Source organism: Streptomyces sp. L2, assembly GCF_004124325.1.
In the GTDB taxonomy this organism is placed as follows: domain Bacteria; phylum Actinomycetota; class Actinomycetes; order Streptomycetales; family Streptomycetaceae; genus Streptomyces.
This window is the reverse complement of record NZ_QBDT01000002.1, coordinates 30212-51325: the sequence shown is the minus strand read 5'-3', so window position 1 is coordinate 51325 and position 21114 is coordinate 30212. Positions and strand designations below refer to the sequence as shown.

Here is a 21114-nt window from a genome sequence, read left to right as displayed (position 1 = left end):
CCCGCCCTGCTTCGGTCGCCCTTCGTGCCTATGCCCCGGACGAGGGTTCCGGCCGGGGTCATGGGCTCTGCCAGCCGCATCGGGCAGTCTGCGTTCAGGTTGACCGGAAACTCCGTCCATATCATCTTTCTACCGTTTCCGGTTCCCGGTCGCTGGCCATGAGGCGTCCGGGGGTGGGGTGATATGAACGGCGACAACCGCGAGCGCCCCGAGAGGCCGTGCACTCAAGAGGGACTGACGAGCAGATGTCAGTAACTCAATCCTACTAACCGATCGTCATGAAAATTGCTTCCAGTCATCTAGGTCTATGAACCAGCCGAGAGGCGGGTCATCAGCCCCGACGACTGTAGGTAAGGCGCATGAGGAAGCAACTCCCGAGTCATCTGCTGCGCATCGCGCTCATGATCGGCGGCACCGCAGGAGGTGTGTTAGGTCTCCTGCAAGCCCCGGAAGCTGCCGCTGCGGACGTGAACGCTGACCTGTCCCTCACGAAAGCCGGCCCGTTTACGAGTGACGGTCAGTCGCACTGGACGATTACCGTTAAGAACAACGGCCCCGACGCGTCTGCTGGATGGACCGTCCGGGATCCGATGAACGGCGTCGCAGACACTCAGGCACCGGGCAATCTCAACTCTACCGACCCGCGCTGCAAAATCGAGGCCACCCTTAGTCACGGCGGTCAATACCAGAAGGCATTGACCTGCACCGGTGGGCCTCTTGCAGCGGGCGCCAGCACCACCATCGATGTCACCGGCGATCCGTTTTCCGGTACGCTGAACTGGGCCATCGTGGCTGGAAATGACCCGGACGGCAACACGTCGAACAACTCCGCCTACGCCGTCCCTGTCGAAGCCGTTCCGGTGGTCAACTCCGGTGTGGCCATGGGAGCGGCATCGTTCGCTCTGACGGTAGTTGCCGCAGCTTCCCTCATCCGTCGCCGTACCGCAGCCTGACCCTTCGGTTCCGCCCGCGCCCAGTCATCTCGCCCGCGTCCCGGTCATCTCGGCTCTCGGCGTCGGTCCGCTTGCCGCGTGGCCAGGCGCGGTCACTGCCGGCCTCGATGCCGAGGGCGACCTCACGCGGATCGAGGGCCACCTCACGCGGAACGTGGCGTCGGCGTCGGCCGGCCCGCGGCGGCTGACCACACGCCGCGCCAGGACTGGCTGATCGCATCACCCTGCCGCAGTCCGCGGACCGACCGCCGTACGGCATCCCGGGTCCATCCGCGGCCCAGTCAGCGCCCCAACCGCTCAACCGGCTGCCAGACAATTTCCCGAGGCGTCATGTTCGCCGCGGGCGAGAAGACACCGGCATTTGGCTGGGCTGCCGCGCGACCCGTGGGCCGGTTGTCGATGCAGGCTCCCCTGGGGGCGGTATAGGTCTGCACCACGAAGGAGCTTGCCTCCATGATCGAGGGCTCGTCGACCACCACGTTCTTCACATATTTGCTGGTGCCAGGAACAGTCAAGGTGCCTCGGACCCGTTCCCCGGTTTCCTGGTAGCCCATGGTGAGTACGTCACCCGCGGGGGCGCTTACTTGAACCGTAAAACCACTGTCAATGGTAGTTTGCCACGTCCTGCCGGTGTCCGTCTCATCAATAGTCGATGAAGTTGCTGCATTACTGGCCGGGGCCCATGTCTGTTCCACCCTTTTGATGGTCCCAGTTGTTTCGGCGGTGCCAGTGAGGCCGATCTGCGCGGAGTTTCCAATGATGCCTGTTGCGGTTGAGGTGCCTTGAACTGAACCTCCGATGTTATATGTTATCGGTGATCGCCGGATGAAGTGTAATTAACAGAAGGCAGAGGCTCAGCTCCGTCAAAGGCCTGCGCCTGTGGCATGCAGGCTGACGCCGCTGTTGGGGTTGGCACTGTGCCGCATCCCCCAACAGATCCCCCAGCGAATGACAGCCGGCCAGTCAAAGGCGTCGGGGCTGGCGCGGAATTGGCGAGGGGTGAATCCGTGCCTTGCTCTACCGATGCCGCCCACGACGCCCCCGGCGACACCAGCACGCTTGCTCCAGCGGCACCCAGGCGCTGGTGGACGGCACGGCCGGCGGGGTGACCGTGACCACCCGGCGAGGCGAGCCGTGGATCAAGGTCCCGCCGCCGCCACGTATGCACCGGGGCCCACGACGAAACGGGCCCGCGCGCGGCGCACACCTGGCAAGCCGAGGCGGCCCGCCCCGTCGCCCTTGTCATCGACGCCCGCCTCTTCGCCCCGGAGCGCGTTGGTGCGGCCCTCGCACCTACGGCCCTCGCACCTACGGGCCTCGCATCTACTGCATTCGGGTGCCATGCAGAGGTAGCTGATCATCCGTCCGTCATATTACATCGCTGAACTTATCTACCTCTTATGGGTGCTTCGCGAACGCGCGCCCGAACGGTGACCCAACGAGAGGGATTTCATGGGCAGGCAGGATTGCCGGCGGCGAACTGACAGGTTGTCATTAGCAGTATCTTCAGCATTATCGGTGACGCTCGGGATGACAGGTCTGGCTGCGGTGGTGGCGCCGGCTGTGGCCGACACGGGAGACGGAACCGCGCTCGTCCGAGTGGTGCAGGAGGTCAACGCCAACGGCACGTGGGACCAGGCACTGGAGCCGGGCATCGCCGGAGTGACGGTGACACTGACCGACACCGCCGGGCACTCGGTCACCGGGACCACGCAGGCGGACGGCACGGTGCGGCTGTCGCCGGGCACCAGCCTGACTGGGGGCAAGTACCGGATCGAGGTGAAGAATCCCCAACCGGGCGCGCTTTTCCCCGGGTTCGCTTCGCCCAAGGACGATCTGAGCAGCCCCACCACTCTTTCGTCCAATGTCGAGTTCGTCAATCTTTCGGGCGGCAGCAATGTCGAGATGACGACTTCGTTCTGGAGGCCGGAAGACTACTGCCAAAAGAACGTCGCGCTCGTCACGGCCTGTGAGAACCCCACCATTCCCACTCCTGTTCCGGACACCAGCCGGACACTGACGTCGTTACCGTTCAACGCGCGTGGCGAGTACAACCAGCTCACCACCCTGGCGACCAATGCCGACACCGGGACAGTGTGGGGCATCGGCTACAACAAGGTGACGAGGCAGCTCTTCTCCGGTGAGTATGCCAAGCGCGGGACCAAATACGGCCCCGACGGCCCCGGCGCGGTCTACCAGACCGACCCGGCAACCAAGCAGACGCACCTGTTCACCACTGTCCCGAATCCAGGCACCACCCCACACAACCCCGGCGCTCTGATGGACGAGGCGTTCGGTCCGGCGGTGGGCAAGGAGTCCTTGGGTGACGTCGATGTCTCCGAGGACGGCAAGGACCTGTACGTCGTCAACCTGCACGACCGCAAGCTCTACCGTTACGACGCCACTCAATCCACCGCGGCCGCCCCGAAGGCGTCGTATCCCATCCCGGATCCGGGATGCGCATCCGTGGATGACTGGCGCCCCTTCGGCCTGGGCCACAAGGACGGGACAGAGTACGTCGGCGGCGTCTGCTCGGCGGAGTCAACCGGCAGCAAGACCGACATGCGTGCGGTCGTGCAGACCTTCAACCCGGCCACGGGCACCTTCACCGGCAAAGTCATGGACCAGCCGCTGAACTTCCCTCGCGGCGGCGTCAACCCTGCCGTCAACGGGTCCATCTGCGATGGCAATGGCTGGTATCCATGGACCGAGGTGAGGCCCCGGACCCAGGACGGCAAGGACTGCACCGCCGGATCCCCGCCGGATCAAATCCAGAACCCGGAGGCGGAGCTCACCAACATCAAGTTTGAGACCAACGGCGACATGGTCGTTGGCTTTGCCGACCGCTTCCCCGACCTTCTTGGCCAAGGCCTGCCCGCAACCCCCACCAACCCCGCGACAAACGTGTTCCCGGGTGGTGACATCAACCGGGCTTGCCCCGGAGCCGGCGGCTTGTTCGTCCTGGACGGCAACGGCGGCTGCAAGAACAACGCCACCCCGGCCAACAACGGCGGGGAAAGCCCGGACGTCAAGGAGTTCTACCCCGGCGACTACGCCTTTACGGACATCCACCAGGAGATCAGCGCGGGCGGCGTGGTCGTCGACAAGGTAGAGGGGACCATCCCCTTCACCGCGGTTGACCCCATCCACGCGACGGGCAACGGCGTGGCGTGGGTCGACCGCACCGCAGGCACCCGGAACGACGCGACGGACGGCGATTACCTCAGCGGTGCCTTCGGCAAGGCGCGTGGTATCGGGGACCTTGAGGCGCTGTGTGACCGGGCGCCGACGCAGATCGGCAACCGCGTCTGGTACGACAAGAACAACAATGGCATCCAGGACCCGGACGAAGAGGGCGTGCCGGGCGCCACGGTGAACCTGTACGACGCCGGCGGCAAGAAGATCGGCACGACCATCACCAACGCGCGCGGTGAGTACTACTTCGACGCCAGCCTGGTGAAGAACGTCAACCCGGCCGACTGGGTGCCCGGACGCACGTACACCGTCAAGATGGACAACCCCGTCGACTACGCCAGTGGCCCGCTCGCCGGATGGAACCCGACCAACGCCAACCAGGGCGGCGACCCACGGGCCGACTCCGACGGAGTCACGTCATCAGGCAGCACGTACCCCAGCACTACGGTGACCTTGGGCGGTCCCGGCCAGGACGATCACAGCAAGGACTTCGGCTTCCGCCAAGCGTCCGACCTCTACGTGATCAAGGTCGCCGGCCCCTCCTCCGAAGTCGCCGAAGGCGGCCAGGTCGACTACGACCTCATCGTCACCAACAACGGCCCCTCACCGTCGACGGGTTGGACGCTCACCGACCCACTGCCGACCGGTCTCATGAACCCCACGACCACCAGTGACGGCTGCACCATCGCAGGCGGCACCCTCACCTGCCACGGCGGTCCGCTTGCCGTCGGCGCCAGCCACGTCGTCAAGGTCCGGGGCATCGCGGGTCGCACCAACGGCAACTGCGTCAAGCTGGACAACACCGTCACCGTCAAGGGCAACGAACCCGACCCCGACATGAACAACAACACCGACACCGCCATCACCACCGTCAACTGCATCCCCATGATCGACCCGGCGATCGGCAGCGCGGCCGCCGCAGCCGCCCTCGGTCTCGCCGGCCTCCTCTTCCGACGCCGCCGCACCGCTGGGAGGACGACGCTGTAAGGCAATCTCTCTCCCAAAACCTCCCTTGAAGGCGAAAACGCTGGTCAGTAGGGGGTTCGTAACGAGGCGAGGATCCTGGTCGTGGCGCCGGTGCTCTCACGCACCGAGCTTCGCCCGAGGAGCCTCGCCTCGTTCTGGAACCGCGAACGGGGGGCTATCTGTGGATCCGTAGTGCATCGAGTTGGAAGTAGGTTCCGCTTCGCATGACTGCCCTGATGGCGTAGTTACCGTACGTCAGCCCGGTCTCCCTGAAGAGGGTTTGCTGGGCTTGGTAGTTGGGTGCCACGGCGCTGACTCTCTGCTGTCTGACGATGTTGCCGTTGGTGTCAGTGACGGTGATGTCGATGTCACCGTAGACGGGGGCCTTGGGAGCGATGTATTCGACGCCGGTACCGGTGAACTTGGCGGTGAACGAGTTTCCGACGGTACGGGTGAAGTGAACGTCGTCGTTGTAGTCGCCTGCTCCACGACCGGTGGAGACCTGCCAGGAGCCTTGGTAGAGAATGCTGTTGTGGCTGTCGTTGAGTTTCATGTCCTGGTACTTGACGTAGCAGGCTTTGGCCACGCCGGGGAGGGGGTCACCGAAAATGGCATTGTTGCAGTCGGTGCCGTTGGCAGTGGTTTTGATGGCGTACTGGCCGTCGGCCCCGTAGGCGACAGTGGCGGAGCCGGTGAAGGAACAGCCACCGTTTTCGGGGGCGCACCAGGCGTAGCTGCTGGGGCCAGCCGCGGGGTTGTCGATGGTCAGGGATTGCAGGGGGAAGGAGGAACCGCTCGCTGCGACAGCCTTCAAGGTGTGCTGTCCCATGGGCAGGTCCGTGATGGCGAAGATGGTGTGTGTTGGCGTACGCGTGGTGCTGTGAGTGGGAGCCTGGCCTCGCAGGATGCCGTCGATGTAGATGTCGAAAGTGCCGCCGCTTGGCTGAGTGGGGGCGTTGTAGTGGATGCCGGTGCCGTTGAAGGTGTATTCGAAGCTGTCTCCGGGATTGACGCTCGACGTCACGACGTCCCAGTGACTGCCCGCGTTCTGGTCCGCTGTGGTGGCCCAGGCACCGTTGTAGGTGATCGTGCGGTCTGTGCTGGTGACAGTCCGGGTGGTCGGTGCGGGTGCGGAAGGCGGTGAGGTGTATGAGCCGGCGTAGTAGACGCGGAGGGCGTCCAGATTCATCTCCGAACCGTCGGTCAGTACGACTTTGAGTGTGTGCCGCCCGTTGTGTAGTCCCTTCATGCGGAACAGCACCTGCTGACGCTGGTAGCCGCCTACGCTGTGAGCGTCGACAGTTCCCTGCTTCACCCCGTCGAGGTAGACGGTGGCGGTACCGGCGCTCGGTGTTTTGGGAGCGATGTAGTCGATCCCGGTGCCATTGAAGGCGAAGGTGAAGCTGTTGCCGACTCTGCTCGCGGTATGCACGTCGTCCTCAATGTCACCTTCTTGGCGCCAATCCGACAATGACCAGTCTCCGAGTGAGTAGCACAAGACTCCCCCCGAGCACGCCTTTCCGACTCCGGAGTACTGCCAGGCTCCGCTGTATCCGATGGCCTTGCTGACGTCGTCGATGTAGGTGGACTTTTCAGCTGGCTGATGCTGGGCTGCGACGGTCAGTTTGATGACTGTGTCGTTGGCATCCCATGATCCCGGGATGGTCAGCCGCACCCCCTTCGTGTCCTGGCTGAGGGCTACGGGGGTACCGTCCTTGAGCAGAGTGGCGCGTCCGAAGACTGTGCCGTCCTCAGGCACTGGAAGACTAAGTGTCGTGTGGGATGGCGGCTTTAGAACATGTAGATATTCGAAGCGGTCATCGCTGGACTTGGTTGCCACGCCCCAGACGAGGTCGTGGATGGTGTTGCCGGAGACGGTCGGATACGAGGTACTCGGCCTCGTTCCGAAAAGCGATTCCTTGATCGGGCTCACCCAGCTACCGACCTGACGCAGCGTTTGCATGACGCCAGGCTCCCAGCCGCCACCCGCATATGGGCCGGCAGCCCAGGAGACACCAGCTCCCTCAGTATTAGTTGCGGCCTGCAGCACGGTGTACCGGAAGACACCCTGCGCTGAGTACTTCACGGTGTCACTGGTTTGGGACGCGGTCCAGCGGCACGTTCAGCCGGTGTCGGCAGGGCGTGCGAGAGTCGTCGGCCCGCCCGTCGCCGACCCGGTCTCACTCGGCGGGTGCCGCCCCGCGGGAAATAGTCGGGGTCGTCTTCGCGCCAGGACCGCAGAAGGCGGGCACGCGGTCAACGAGCAGATGGATGACGGCCATCGTGCAGGCGGGGGGGGCGGTGCTGACGGAGATGCGGCAGCCGGCCGCGCAAGCCTGCGCGCGGATGTGGAGTCGGTGCACGCGCGCGAGAGGCTGGCAAGTCCAGGGCGATCCGGCGGGAGCTTGCCTGAACACGGCCGACCAACTCATCGATGAGCCGTTTGTCAATGGACTCGGCCGGCACCGGCCCAGCCGCCACCTCGGTGCCTTGGCTCGTTCGTGCTGTCACTGGCCATCGGCGCATCTTCCGTGATCGGGAATGAGCCCGAACCATTTGCCGTCGCCACGAAGGCGCGCGAAGCGACGCTGTGCACGAGCCCGATAGGGGAGGAAATCATCCATTCGGTTCACCGTAACGTCACGTGATCAGCCTTTATGGATCTTCACGGATGCATCTGGTTCGTAGAGGGCCTGTTTGGAACGGTTGGCTGAGAGGGTTGGTATGGAGCTGCGGCAGCGCCGGCGTTGGGTCGGTGGGATGTCTTTGGGGTTATCGGCGGCGTTATCGGTGTCGATGGGGGCGGTGGGGTTCTTGGCCGCGGTGTCGCCTGCGTCGGCTGATGCGGGGGATGGTTCGGCGACGGTTCGTGTGGTGAGGGAGGTGAATGCGAACGGGAAGTGGGATCAGGCGCTGGAGCCGGGCTGGGCTGGTGTGACGGTGACGCTGACCGATGATGAGGGCCGGTCGGTCACCGGCGTGACGCAGGCGGACGGCACGGTGAAGTTGTCGCCGGGGACGGCGTTGAGTGGTGGTAAGTACCGTATTGAGGTGAAGAACCCGGATGCGAAGGTGTATTTTCCGGGTGCTGCTTCGGCGCGGACGGATCTGACGGATCCGCGGGTGCTGTCGTCGAATGTGGAGTTCGTGGACCTGTCCGCGGGCAAGAACGTGGAGGTCACCACCTCGTTCTGGAGCCCTGAGGACTACTGCCAGAAGAACGCCACCCTGGCTGCTGTCTGCCAGAACGCCGACATTCCGACTGCGGCGCCGCCGACCAAGCGCACGCTGTCGACGTTCACGTTCAACACACGCGGAGACGCTGTCGCGAACCCGGCCCTGGTCACGGATCAGGCGACCGAAGCCGATACCGGCACCATGTGGGGCCTGGGTTACAACAAGGTGACCAAGCAGCTCTTCACGTCCGCGTATGCCAAGCGCGGTACCAAATACGGTCCTGGTGGCCCCGGCGCGATCTACCGGACCAACCCGGCCACCGGAGGCACCACGCTGTTCACCCAGGTCCCCAACCCCGGCACCACCGCCCACACCCCGGGCACCGACATGGACCTGGCGTTCAACCCGGTGGTGGGCAAGGAGTCGCTGGGTGACCTGGATGTGAGCCCGGACGGCAAGGACCTGTACGTGGTCAACCTGCACGACCGCAGGCTGTACCGCTACGACGCCACGCAGGCCACCGCGGCCGCACCGAAGGCCTCCTACTCCATCCCCGACCCGGGCTGCGCCGCGAACAGCGACTGGCGTCCCTTCGGCCTGGGCATCCAGGACGGCAAGGTCTATGTGGGCGGCGTCTGCTCGGCGCAGTCCACCGGCAACAAGGCCGATCTGCGGGCCGTCGTCCGGCAATTCGATCCGGTCACGGGCCAGTTCACCAACACCGTCATGGACCAGCCAATGACGTACCCCCACTACGGTTGGGTGCCGCCCAGGACGGACTTCTGTGCCGCCCACACCTGGTACCCGTGGAGCAACATCCGGCCCGCGACCCAGGACGGCCTCACCTGTCCACCCGGCTCGATCCTGAACCCGGAGCCGGAGCTGTCCGACATCGACTTCGAGACCAACGGCGATATGGTCGTCAGCTTCGCCGACCGATTCGTCGACCGAGCCGGCTGGAACCTGCCCGGCTTCCCCGGCTTCCCGGCAACGACCGCGTTGAACGCCGGTGACATCAACCGGGCCTGCCGCGGCGGGAACCACATGTTCATCCTCGACGCCAACGGCGGCTGCAAGAACAACGCCACCTTGGCCACCAACGGCGGCCTCCAGCCCCTGGACGTCCGCGAGTATTACCCGGGCGACCACTACCCCACTGCCGCGACGGGCGGGGTGTCCTGGCATGACGAGACGGCCGAAGGTTCAGTGGCCCTCGACAAGGTAGAGACCTCTTTGCCCATGGTCGCGGAAGACCCCATCGCGGACCCGGTCACCGGGCACGGTGTGCAGTGGCTCGACCGCACCACCGGCGCCCGTGTCAACGAGACCGACAACAGCGGCGGTCTCTACCTGAACCAGGGCTTCGGTAAGGCTCGCGGCATCGGTGACATGGAAGTCCTGTGTGATCAGGCGCCGTTGCAGTTGGGTAACCGGGTGTGGCAGGACACCAATGAGAACGGGATCCAGGATCCTGGTGAGGCGCCGGTGGCGGGTGCCACGGTGAACCTGTACGACGCGAACGGGAACAAGATCGGTACGGCGGTCACGAACAGCCGTGGTGAGTACTACTTCGATTCCACGGTGACGAAGAACGTCAGTGCTGCGGATCTGGTCTACGGCCGCACGTACACGATCAAGATGGACAACCCGGACGACTACGCGGCCGGTGGTGTGCTGCAGGGCTGGGTGCCCACCCGCCCGAACCAGGGCGACGACGACCAGATCGACTCCAGCGGTGAACCGGACGGCAACCCCTTCCCCGCCGTCGTGGTCAACCCCGCCGGCGCCGGGCAGAACGACCACGGCGCCGACTTCGGATTCAAGAAGCCCAGTGTGGACCTGTCGATCATCAAGGTCGGCCCCGCCAAGGTCGATCCTGCCGGTGAGGTCGTCTACAACCTGATCGTCACCAACAACGGACCCAACGACTCCTCCGGCTGGACCGTGACCGACCCGCTGCCCGCCGGCATGCTCAACCCGCACACCTCCGACGCCGGCTGCGGCATCGGCGCCGGCACCCTCACCTGCACCGGCGGCCCCCTCAAGGTCGGCGAGAGCCACACCATCACCGTCCGCGGCCTCGCCCCCGCCACCGGCCCCGCCAAACTCGACAACTGCGCCACCGTGAAGGGCAACGAGCAGGACCCGAACATGCAGAACAACAACTCCTGCGTCACCACCGACATCCCCGGCATCCCCCTGACCGACCCCGGCATCGCGGCAGCCTTCGCTGTCCTCACCGGCCTCGGCACCGCCTACTACCGCCGCCGACGCCACACCACCGGAGCCGCCCTGTAACGTAACGAACTTCAGGCTGATCCATTCACCCAGACACTGATCGGTCCCTCCCCAGTTCTATGGGGAGGGACCGATCGATCCAACCAGGGTGGGTTTGCAGATACGGTCGCTCGACAAGGTCCGGATGCCAGGTGAAGGCGGCTGTGCGGCCAGGGCATTCCTGCCCTCAGGCTCTCTGCATAGCGGTCCCGTGTGGCTTTGAGACGCCTCTCGACGGGACACTGCTGGCCTTTGCCAACTCACTTTTTGCCACCGACTGCGGTCCAGGCCAACGACCGGAACCGCCACCGTTCCGCAGCGCTCCTTGCACCAACCGCAGCGTCTCCGGCTGGCTCAGTCGACTCCGCCCTCGTCCAGGCCCACCAGCACGCCGTCGGCGCCCGTTAAAGGAGGCCGAAGACCGAGACAGCCCGCATGCGCGTGCCCAGGAGCGGCTTTGGACGGCCCCAGGCCCGCCCCCGCCATGGTCCGGGTCGACCGTGCCTACTGCCTTACTCATCGGGTGCGATCTGCAACCACCTCGACGCCGCCAGATACACCCGGTCATCCCGCAGCCGTCCGACCAGACACGCCTCTGTCTGCGGCGGGGCGGCCAAGGCTGGCGCCCGCCCGCCTTTGATGCGGATACCTACAAGCAGTACAACACCGTCGGGCGGTGCATCAACGGCGGCAAACGGTGGCGCGGCCTGGCCCACAAACCGACAAACTCGCGATCGCTTGCAGTTGGGAGCAGCTTCGCGAACAGGCCTTCCGAAAAGGATAGATGGCCGATTCCCTTCCGTAGCTGCGGTGGCGTTCAGGGTACACGTATCACTGATGCGCCGTCGTGCCGTGGCTGGTGTCTGCACGCAGCGAGGATCCGTGCAACCTCACACGGCTGGTAACCAGGAGTGGAGTCGTGAGATGAACGGGACCCGCCGTACCCCCAATCTCCGTCTGAAGGCGCTCCTTGACGCAGCCAGGATGAGTCAAGCTCAGCTGGCCTATGAATTACGGTCCTTGGGGGGCGAGCAGGGCCTGTCCTTGTCCTGCGACCATACTGCGGTGCGGCGATGGCTGGCCGGCGCCCAACCCCGCCCGCCCATACCAGCGCTGCTTCTGGAGTGCTTTTCCCGCCGCCTCGGTCGTCCTGTATCGGCCCGAGACGCTGGCCTCACGCATACTCCGATAGCGGTTCTGGACCCAGCGTGGGAGGCGGATCCTGTACGCAGGTTGGTACAACTCACCGGAGCTGAGATCGACCACGCGCAACTGCTGGAGGGCGCAAGCAGTTTCAGTCTCGCAGCTCTGTACGTGCCTGATGAGATCGGGCCCTCTCGTGCCATGTGCGAGGCCGCTTCGGCCAGGCCTCGTACCATGCCGCAGCGAGTTCCGCCCATTGCCAATCGATGGCATGGGATGTCACATCTTTTCTATACGGGAGCCGAGACATATGGCGGGCAGTCGATCAGGTCAGCGCTGTCGATGTTCGTCGCAGATCGTGTCATCCCCGTTCTGTACTTCCCGTCGCACGGTCAGGACCGCCGCAACTTGCTTTCGGCAGCTGCACGACTGGTCCTGCTCTTGGGCAATATGACTGCGGACAGCGGTCGCAGCGGCAGAGCCCAGCAGTTTCATCGCGTAGCTGCCAGGTTCGCGGCTGACGCCGGTGACTCCGTCACGCTCGCCATAGCTCTGCGCACCATGGCTGCTCATGCCTATGAGCTGGGCCATCGCTCACCGGCCGTGCTGCGTCTCAGTGAACAGGCAGTGTTTCACGCCAATGACGCTCCTCCGGCCGTCCAGGCATACGCTCAAGCTCATTACGCTGTGCTCTTGGCTCACTATGACCGGCAGGCTGCCATGGAGGCGCTCACGCGAGCCGAACACCTTCACGGGCGCGCTGACGCACCGATTGGACCGTTCACTGCCTACCCGATCAGTGCCATGTACTACCAACGAGCTCAGGCGCTTAGTGTCCTCGGTGACCACTCCGCCTCTGTGAATGCCCTAACCACGTCCCTGCGTCTGCGCGCAGCGACGGAATACCGGGCTGCTTGCCTGACCCGAGCGTGTCTCGCCGAAGCCTACCTACGTAGCGGACATCTCGAAAAGGCCCTGACTCACTGGCAAGCCTTCCTCACCGCCTATCCCACCCTGAGCTCCACTCGGGCCACGCGTTACCTGTCCACGATGAGCATGCGTCTCCGGCCCTACCAACGCCACCGTATTGCCCGACAACTCCTCGACCAGGCGTACCTCCTTCGCTGAACTCGCTGGATTTGCGGTTCCAGGAGCGAATCCGCGCATGAGAACGCTACCCAGCCGCAGTTCTTGATCCCGTGAAATGGACGTCGGCCCTTGGTGATAGCGACCAGGCCATACAGCTGCGACGCAGGGGCTGGTCCATCGACGCCGCGCGGACAGGAGGCGTTCGGTGATCTCAGCCCGGGTGTGCCGTCAGCGGACGAGTCTGCCGGGGGCGAAGCACCGCCTGGGCGGGAGTTGGCGGCGCACGACTCGCAGGCTGCGGATGAAGGAGTCCTGGTCGGGGTCCACACCGTGGTCAGGAGACGGTAGACGGTGGCTTCTGCGCCTGCGGCCAGGGCCTATGCGATGACCCGAACGGAAGGGGATTGCGGCGTCGTTTGCCGTCGGGCTCGGCATCGACCGAGCTGAGGCAGGAGCCGTCGGGGAGGTCTTGAGCACCGGCAGGGCCGTGCTGGTGCTCACCCGCCACAGCAGGTCGGCGCTGGTGGCGCAGCGGGCTGCCACACCTCAAAACCGTAAAAATCCGGTCGGCGAGCAGGAGCATCCTCTCCTGGAGCTGGCTGAACATCTGCCGCGACAGGCTCTGCACCCTCGCCAACCGCGGGCCGATGACGGCCCCGAACACCGCGTGGATGCCGCATTCCGTCAGGGCGACACGCGTGCTTCTTTCACAATCGCACGAACACTCAGGTCAGTGCCCGTCATTGCTGGCTTCGGCAGCTTGCTGGGTCTGTCGCGGGGAGGCTGTACTCGTCGGGCACCTCGCGTCCGCGGGCGAAGTAACGGAGGCCGTCAGTGGCTCTGTTGCGCTGATCGGATGCTGCGCACAGGTCGAGGACGTACGTCTGGAAGGACGGGACTGTGAAGGGTCTGACTGCGGCAATCTGTGGTGCCGGCATGTGCCTGCCGGCGCATGTGGTCGACAACGAGGAATTGGTCGGCCATCTGGACACGTCGGACGAGTGGATCCGTTCGCGCACCGGTATCGAGCAGCGTAGGAAGGTTCAGGCGGGGACTAGCACAGGAGACCTGGCGGTTGCCGCGGGGGCAGCCGCGCTCGCATCCGCAGGGCAGACCGCGGACTTCGTTCTGCTGGCAACCACTACTCCCGACCGTCCCTGTCCGGCCACTGCACCAGAAGTGGCCCACCGTCTGGGACTTCCGAACGTGCCGGCACTCGATGTCTCGGCAGTCTGCTCAGGTTTCGTATACGGCGTGGCAGCGGCTTGTGCTTTGGTAGCGGCCGGCATATGCGCTCGGCCGCTGGTGATTGGGGCCGAGGTTTACTCCTCGATCATCGATCCGCTGGATCGTGATTCCGCAGTGATCTTCGGCGACGGGGCGGGGGCTGTTCTACTGCGCAGCGCCAGCCTAGGGGAGCCGGGGGCGGTCCACGCTGTCGATCTGGGCAGTGACGGCGCCGGCAGCGATCTGATCGCGATTGCTGCGGGAGGATCTCGTCTCCCAGCGTCTGACGGTGAAACTCCGCGTGATCAGCGGTACTTTCGAATGCGAGGCCGAGAGGTGTTTCGGCACGCGGTGCAGCGGATGACATCGTCATCACAGACCGTACTCGATGGCGCCGGTTGGCCTTCGGCCTCAGTACGGGCCTTCATCGGCCACCAGGCCAACCAACGCATCCTTGACGCTGTCGGCGACCGTCTCGGCATCAAGCGGCAGTACAGGTTCGGCAACATCGCAAAGGTCGGCAACACCGCCGCTGCCTCCATCCCCCTTGCCCTGGCCGACACTTTGGCAAGAGGGGCCGTCCGCCCGGGGGAGCGCAGCTTGCTCACCGCCTTCGGCGGTGGCCTCACATGGGGATCCATCGCCCTCACGTGGCCAGACGTCGTACCCCTGCACCTTCCTGCGGAGGGTCAGGCTGGCTGCCAGGGCCGCCCGGTCCTACTCGACGGACTGGTGCCGCAGCCGAAGCAACTTCAGCCATGGCGAGTTCCTTCGAGCATGGCTTAGTCCTCTGCACCGGCGCAGCAAAGATCCGCCGGCCAATCGAAAGCACCGGCGAAACATTCGGCATCGCCTGACGTGCGCCCCGCTGTATTCACAGCTCTTCCAGAATCGAGGTATGCCTCATGGCCCGTACTACCGCTGCGGGGGCTAGTGTCCCTGCCCACATCGGCGTCACTGGAATCGGTGCGTACCTTCCACCGCTGATTCGCACGCATAGGGACACAGCGGCGGCCGTCGGAATGCCGGAACAATGGGTGCTGGAACGCACCGGAATCAAGACGAGGTACGTTGCCGAGGCGGAGCAGGCGACGTCTGACCTGGCCGCCCAGGCCGTACAGGCCGCCCTGACCTCAGGGGGTCTCAGCGCTGAGCAACTGGGCCTCATCATTGTCGGGACGACCACGCCCGACGAGATCTGCCCCTCAACCGCTTGCCGCGTGCAAGCGATGGTGGGTGCCCGGCGTGCCGTAGCTCTGGATGTCTCGGCCGCATGCTCCAGCTGGCTCTTCGGAATCAAGGTAGCCCAGCAGTGGCTGGCGGCCAACGATGACATCGAGCATGCGGTTGTCGTAGGCAGCGAGGTTTACTCGCGCTTTCTGGACTTCTCAGACCGAGCCACAGCATCACTGTTCGGTGACGGCGCGGCGGCCACCCTGTTGAGCAGGGTTCCTGAAGCGGAGGGCTTCAGTCACATCACTCTCGCGTCCGACGGCACGCAAGCCGAACATGCCTTCATCCCGGGAGGCGGAAGCCGCAGGCCCGCGTCCGAGACAACATTGCGCGAGCGATCCCACACTGTGCGGATGGACGGACGCGCCGCTCGAATGTTCGTCTACGAGGTCTTCCCGCAAATGATCGACCAAGCACTTTCCTCCGCCGATCTCAAACCGGATGACATCAAGGTGGTCATCTCCCACCAGCCCAATCCTGTGCTGCTGCGCAAGGCCTACGCGAAGACCGGACTGCCCGAAGACCGTCTGATCGTGATCGGTGAGCGGGTGGGCAATCTGGGCGCTGGATCACTGCCCTATGCCCTCGCCCAGGCGGCTGCCGAAGGCCGGCTCGAACCCGGGGACAAGGCCCTCATCGTCGCCTTCGGTGCGGGCTTGACGTGGGGGAGCACAGTTCTGACCTGGAGCGGAGCAGCCGTCCCCGACCCAGCCCTCTTCGGGTACGCGACGCAAGAGGCGTAAGTCCCCGGCAATTCGTGACGCCGGCTCATGACCGTCGTTCGCCGGGGCCTGAGCACGCGGGTAGTCCCCCTCGACAAAGGAGCAATTCCCATGCTTGAGATGTCCGAGTGTCATGTCGCGTTCACCGCGGCGCTCACCACGCTGTTCAAGGTCCCGGCCGAATCGATTGAGCCTGCCGCGACCCTCGACGACCTAGGCCTGGACTCCCTCGCCGTGGTGGAGATCTTCCTGGCTTTACAGGAACAGTGGAACGTACCCCTCGATGAGAGCGATGCCAGGCCGGATCTCACCGTCCACCAGACCGTTCAGATGCTGGAGGAGCAGCTCAGGGCGGGAAGGGCTGAGGGCAGGTCATGACTGGCGGGATCGGACGGGTGTTTCTCTTCCCCGGCCAAGGCAGCCTGGTGGGGACACCGCTGAGCCGGGCCATCGCACGCGCGGACGGGCTGGCCGTGGCAAAAGAGATCTTCGACGAAGTCGATCACTACGCCGACGAGTTCGCCATGTCCACAGCCGGTTGGTGGGATCACGGCCCTCTGGTACCGAGCAGCGCCCTGCCTGAAGGCACTCCTCAGCTGGTCATGTTCGCGACTTCGGTAGCCCTTCACGACGTGCTCTCATCCCAACAGGTTCAACCTGATGCCCTTGCAGGCTGCAGCTTCGGGGAGATCGCCGCGTGCGTTGTCGCCGGAGCGCTGTCGCTGGCGGACGGAGTGCGGGCGGTCTGTGAGCTGGTGGGGGTCCTTCGGCACTACGACGGAACGGGCGGCATGCTCTTGCTGCACGAGGGAGTCGACGCCACCCAGCGCATACTCGATACGTTGGGGACAACACGAGTGGTGGTGTCCTGCCGCAATGGCCCCTGGCAGACGTTGGTCAGTGGTCCGCCAAGCGAGCTCCGTACTGTGACGGCGGCTGCGGAGGCACTCAACATACGTGTCGTTCGGCTTCCCATGGTGCGATGCCTGTCCCACCATCCCGAAGCCGCCACGACGGCAGCCCGCTACAGAGAACGGCTTCAGCCGCTCAAGCAGTCTCCTTTCCGCACACCGGTCTTCAGCCCCTGCGCGGGTCGCTGGTATGGCGATGAGGACGACCTGCGGCAGCACATCGCCGGCAATCTGTGCCGGCCAGTCAACCTCACCGCCGCACTTCACGAGCTCGCGCAGCTCGGCGCGAGCTGCTTTGTCGAGTGCGGTCCTCCCGGTGGCCTGGCCCAAGCCGCCGCGGTCACTGTGCCATTGGCCTGCGTGCACAGTCCCTTGCGCGCATCTGACCGACGGCAAGCCGGGAGCGGCATCCTGGCCAGCGCCGGCGGAAGGGGGTGCGGCTCGTGAAAGCGCTGGCGTTTCTCGACACCAATCAGGTGGGCTTGGTCGACAAACCGGTCCCGGAGCCAGGGCCCTGGGACGTAGTAGTGCGCACCACGGCCTCAAGTATCTGCACCAGCGATATGCACACCATCGCCGGCGGACTTGCCATCCCTCTGGGACGGACTCTGGGGCACGAGAGTGTCGGCCTCGTGCACCGTGTCGGCGAGAGGATTACCGGATTCAACGAAGGCGACCGGGTTGTTGTGGGGGCCCTGACACCATGCGGGCACTGTGACTACTGCCAGCGCGGCCACGGCACCCAATGTGGCGGCGCGCTCGGCGGCTTCAAGTGGACCACGCAGCGGGAAGGCAACTTGTCGGAGTATTTCGTCGTCAACGACGCCTCCTACAACCTTGCGCACATTCCTGACGACGTCACCGACGAACAAGCCCTGTACGCCACAGATGTGTTGAGCACAGGGATAGCCGCTGCGGAGGTCGCCAACATCCCCGTAGGCGGGACGGTAGCGATCATTGCTCAGGGCCCGGTGGGCTTGTGCGCGACGATCGGCGCGCGCCTGCTGGGAGCAGGCTTGGTCATCACTACGGCCACGCGACCTGAGAGGGCCAGGCTCTCCGAGCGCTTCGGCGCCGACGTGGTGCTCAACCCCCGCCGGTGTGATGTGGTGGAAGAGATCCGTGGCCTGGTCGGGGCGGAAGGAGTCGACTCCGCGATCGAGGCGTTGGGCACTCATGAGACGTTCGAGCAATGCGTGCGACTCATCAAACCAGGCGGAACCGTAGCCAATGCCGGCTACCACGGATGGGAGTCGCAGGCTCCGCTGCCGATTCCCATCGTCTCCTTCGGGATGGGCATGAACGCCAAGACCATCCGTGGACTGCTGGCGCCAGGAGGGCGGGAACACCTGACCCGCATGCTGCGACTGTTGCAGACCGGCAAGGTTGACCCCACTGCCTTGACGACCCACCGCTTCCATTTCAGAGAAGCCGAGCGTGCGTTTGAACTGATGCGTGGCAAGAGCGAGAACATCATCAAACCGGTGATCACCTACGACGGAGGGGACCAGTGAGCGAGCGTAACGCAGGCCTGCTCGGCTGTGGCTATCAGCTACCCCGACGGGTACGACGCAACAACGACCCTGTCTTCCAGTGCCTGGACACATCGCGTAACGCACAGGGGATCTATCAGTCCGTCCTCTTCCGCGACCTGGACCGTCGCCACTGCCTCGGGCCGGACGAATCCATCACGGACCTTGTGACCGGCTCCTGCCGGCGCACGCTCGACTCGGCTGGTGTGGCGGCGGAAGACGTTGACCGGCTCTACGGCTACGTGAGCGTTCCCGAATACCACGCACCGAATGCGCTGTACCAGGTCCACCACGACCTCGGTCTCGGCCCGGAGGCCATGGTTGTTCCGATCAACACCGAACAGGCCAATTTCCTTTCAGGGATGGTCCATGCAGCTGAGGCCGTACGCTCAGGAAGCGCTACGTACTGCCTTGTGGCTTGTGGGAGCAACTGGAGCCAGCACATCGACTACAGCCAGGGGCACTCCACCTGCATCGGCGATGGAGCCGGCGCCACACTCATCGGCCCCTCCGATCGCTTCGTGGTGATCGACCATGGCACGAGGGCTAACACGTCCTACTACAGGGCCGCCACCATGGCCACACGACCGCTGACTGTCCACTCCCGTCGACAACTGCCTGTTGATGGAACAGGGATGCCTGTCCCGACCCTCGAGCTCAACCAGTCCGGTGTTGAAGTGGTGTCCTCGTGGATCAAGGACGGAATCCCCGAACTCGTCAATAGAATTCTCGCCAGGCATGACATCAGGGGAGATCAGATCACCCTGATCACATACCAGAGCGTGCGGATCCTCCTCGACCATTGGGCCGAGCGCATTGGTCCGAAGACATACGTTGACACGCTCGCAGAGTTCGGGCACATGATTTCTGCGACCTACCCTGTCAACCTAGCCCACGTCTTCGACTGCGTCGCTACCGAGTACCTGGTAATCGCGGGAGTAAGCCTGGGTATGCAGTTGGAGGCAGTGCTCCTGCAAGTGTGACCCGTTGCTGTCGGGAAAAGGTGGAGCGGGTTCATACATATTGCCCTTGTGGGTAATCTTCCACACATTCGGGATCTGAAAGTCCCGCGTTTGCGGCAGGCGCTGCAACAAGTATTCGGTGGTGGGTACCGATGTTCCTGAAAGCGATTACCGAAATGTGATCGAGGCAGAAGTGCTTGCGAGTTGCGTGACCAAGGTGACGCTGCCAGCAGCTTCTGGGACAAGGATCATTTCGCCCCGCCGCAGCCCTGATGACGGCCTGGAGGCAACACCGTGACCGTGAAGGACATCCTCGACGCGATCCAGTCGCAGGACGCCACGTCCGCCGACTTCGCCGCCATGCCGCTCCCCGAGTCCTACCGCGCGATCACCGTGCACAAGGACGAGACGGAGATGTTCGCGGGCCTGCAGACCCGCGACAAGGACCCGCGCAAGTCCCTCCACCTCGACGAGGTGCCGCTGCCCGAACTGGGTCCGGGCGAGGCGCTGGTGGCCGTGATGGCCTCCTCCGTGAACTACAACTCCGTGTGGACCTCGATCTTCGAGCCGCTCTCGACGTTCGGGTTCCTGGAGCGCTACGGCAGGGTCAGCGAGCTGACCAAGCGGCACGACCTGCCGTACCACATCATCGGTTCCGACCTCGCCGGCGTGGTCCTGCGCACCGGCCCGGGCGTCAACGCCTGGAAGCCCGGTGACGAGGTCGTCGCCCACTGCCTGTCGGTGGAGCTGGAGTCCTCCGACGGCCACAACGACACCATGCTCGACCCCGAGCAGCGCATCTGGGGCTTCGAGACCAACTTCGGCGGCCTGGCCGAGGTCGCGCTGGTGAAGTCCAACCAGCTGATGCCGAAGCCGGACCACCTCAGCTGGGAGGAGGCCGCCGCCCCCGGCCTGGTCAACTCCACCGCCTACCGCCAGCTGGTCTCCCGCAACGGCGCCGCCATGAAGCAGGGCGACAACGTCCTGATCTGGGGCGCGAGCGGCGGCCTCGGCTCCTACGCCACCCAGTTCGCCCTGGCCGGCGGCGCCAACCCGATCTGCGTCGTCTCCTCGCCGCAGAAGGCGGAGATCTGCCGCTCGATGGGCGCCGAGTCGATCATCGACCGCAACGCCGAGGGCTACCGGTTCTGGAAGGACGAGCAGACCCAGGACCCCAAGGAGTGGAAGCGCTTCGGCAAGCGCATCCGCGAGCTGACCGGCGGCGAGGACATCGACATCGTCTTCGAGCACCCCGGCCGCGAGACGTTCGGCGCCTCGGTGTTCGTCACCCGCAAGGGCGGCACCATCACCACCTGCGCCTCCACCTCGGGCTACATGCACGAGTACGACAACCGCTACCTGTGGATGTCGCTGAAGCGGATCATCGGCTCGCACTTCGCCAACTACCGCGAGGCGTGGGAGGCCAACCGCCTCATCGCCAAGGGCAAGATCCACCCCACCCTGTCGAAGGTGTACTCCCTGGAGGACACCGGCCAGGCCGCCTACGACGTCCACCGCAACCTGCACCAGGGCAAGGTCGGCGTGCTGTGCATGGCCCCCGAGGAAGGCCTCGGCGTGCGCGACCCCGAGATGCGGGCCAAGCACATCGACGCCATCAACCGCTTCCGGAGCTGACACCATGGATATACGGATTCACAGAGACAGTGGCGAGAGCCAGGCGAAAACGGATAATGCTCTCACCAATGATCCATCTGCCGCGAACGAGG

13 protein-coding genes and 1 pseudogene are annotated in these 21114 nt (G+C 64.7%); 12 read left to right on the top strand and 2 right to left on the bottom strand.

Features of this window, described 5'->3' with window-relative positions; all coding sequences use genetic code 11:
* Nucleotides 1-359: 359 nt before the first annotated feature.
* Complete coding sequence (locus DBP14_RS34995) at nucleotides 360-953, top strand: DUF11 domain-containing protein (RefSeq protein ID WP_129312273.1); 594 nt, start codon at nucleotides 360-362, stop codon at nucleotides 951-953.
* A gap of 281 nt (nucleotides 954-1234) precedes the next feature.
* Here DBP14_RS34995 and DBP14_RS34990 read toward each other — a convergent pair whose 3' ends face one another.
* Complete coding sequence (locus tag DBP14_RS34990) at nucleotides 1235-1648, bottom strand: hypothetical protein (RefSeq protein WP_129312272.1); 414 nt, start codon at nucleotides 1646-1648, stop codon at nucleotides 1235-1237.
* 823 nt (nucleotides 1649-2471) lie between these two features.
* On the opposite strand from DBP14_RS34990, the gene DBP14_RS34985 reads away from it, so the two are divergent.
* Nucleotides 2472-5135, top strand: coding sequence for an SdrD B-like domain-containing protein (locus DBP14_RS34985; RefSeq protein ID WP_164992565.1), 2664 nt, complete (start codon nucleotides 2472-2474; stop codon nucleotides 5133-5135).
* Nucleotides 5136-5289: 154 nt separating this feature from the next.
* On the opposite strand, the gene DBP14_RS34980 is transcribed toward DBP14_RS34985, so the two are convergent.
* The gene (locus DBP14_RS34980; protein ID WP_129312270.1) at nucleotides 5290-7077 is read right to left on the bottom strand and encodes a hypothetical protein; all 1788 of its coding nucleotides are present in this window, start codon (nucleotides 7075-7077) and stop codon (nucleotides 5290-5292) included.
* Between the two features lie 920 nt (nucleotides 7078-7997).
* On the opposite strand from DBP14_RS34980, the gene DBP14_RS34975 reads away from it, so the two are divergent.
* The 10 genes and pseudogenes from DBP14_RS34975 to ccrA all read left to right on the top strand — a co-directional run bounded on the left by DBP14_RS34975 (nucleotide 7998) and on the right by ccrA (nucleotide 21022).
* The gene (locus DBP14_RS34975) at nucleotides 7998-10589 is read left to right on the top strand and encodes an SdrD B-like domain-containing protein (RefSeq protein WP_129312269.1); all 2592 of its coding nucleotides are present in this window, start codon (nucleotides 7998-8000) and stop codon (nucleotides 10587-10589) included.
* Between the two features lie 492 nt (nucleotides 10590-11081).
* A pseudogene (locus DBP14_RS37175) lies at nucleotides 11082-11287 on the top strand (IS5/IS1182 family transposase); the annotation flags it as partial.
* A gap of 766 nt (nucleotides 11288-12053) precedes the next feature.
* Nucleotides 12054-12839: a hypothetical protein gene (locus tag DBP14_RS37170; RefSeq protein WP_241741376.1), complete on the top strand. Its 786-nt coding sequence runs from the start codon at nucleotides 12054-12056 to the stop codon at nucleotides 12837-12839.
* 861 nt (nucleotides 12840-13700) lie between these two features.
* Nucleotides 13701-14813: a beta-ketoacyl-ACP synthase III gene (locus tag DBP14_RS34960; RefSeq protein ID WP_241741375.1), complete on the top strand. Its 1113-nt coding sequence runs from the start codon at nucleotides 13701-13703 to the stop codon at nucleotides 14811-14813.
* Nucleotides 14814-14932: 119 nt separating this feature from the next.
* Nucleotides 14933-16003 (top strand): ketoacyl-ACP synthase III, encoded by a 1071-nt coding sequence (locus tag DBP14_RS34955; protein WP_129312266.1) that lies wholly within the window; start codon nucleotides 14933-14935, stop codon nucleotides 16001-16003.
* 90 nt (nucleotides 16004-16093) lie between these two features.
* Nucleotides 16094-16360 carry an acyl carrier protein gene (locus DBP14_RS34950; RefSeq protein ID WP_241741374.1) on the top strand — a complete coding sequence of 89 codons (267 nt, stop codon included), beginning with the start codon at nucleotides 16094-16096 and terminating at the stop codon, nucleotides 16358-16360.
* A complete protein-coding gene (locus DBP14_RS34945) occupies nucleotides 16357-17340 on the top strand; it encodes an acyltransferase domain-containing protein (protein WP_129312265.1) in 984 nt (327 codons plus the stop codon). The genes DBP14_RS34950 and DBP14_RS34945 overlap by 4 nt, the downstream gene beginning before the upstream one ends.
* Nucleotides 17337-18407, top strand: a complete 1071-nt coding sequence (locus DBP14_RS34940) for a zinc-binding dehydrogenase (protein ID WP_129312264.1) — start codon at nucleotides 17337-17339, stop codon at nucleotides 18405-18407. The genes DBP14_RS34945 and DBP14_RS34940 overlap by 4 nt, the downstream gene beginning before the upstream one ends.
* Nucleotides 18404-19408, top strand: a complete 1005-nt coding sequence (locus DBP14_RS34935; RefSeq protein ID WP_129312263.1) for a 3-oxoacyl-ACP synthase — start codon at nucleotides 18404-18406, stop codon at nucleotides 19406-19408. Before DBP14_RS34940 ends, DBP14_RS34935 begins: the two co-directional genes overlap by 4 nt.
* 279 nt (nucleotides 19409-19687) lie before the next feature.
* Nucleotides 19688-21022, top strand: a complete 1335-nt coding sequence (gene ccrA / locus DBP14_RS34930; protein ID WP_129312419.1) for a crotonyl-CoA carboxylase/reductase — start codon at nucleotides 19688-19690, stop codon at nucleotides 21020-21022.
* Nucleotides 21023-21114 lie beyond the last annotated feature (92 nt).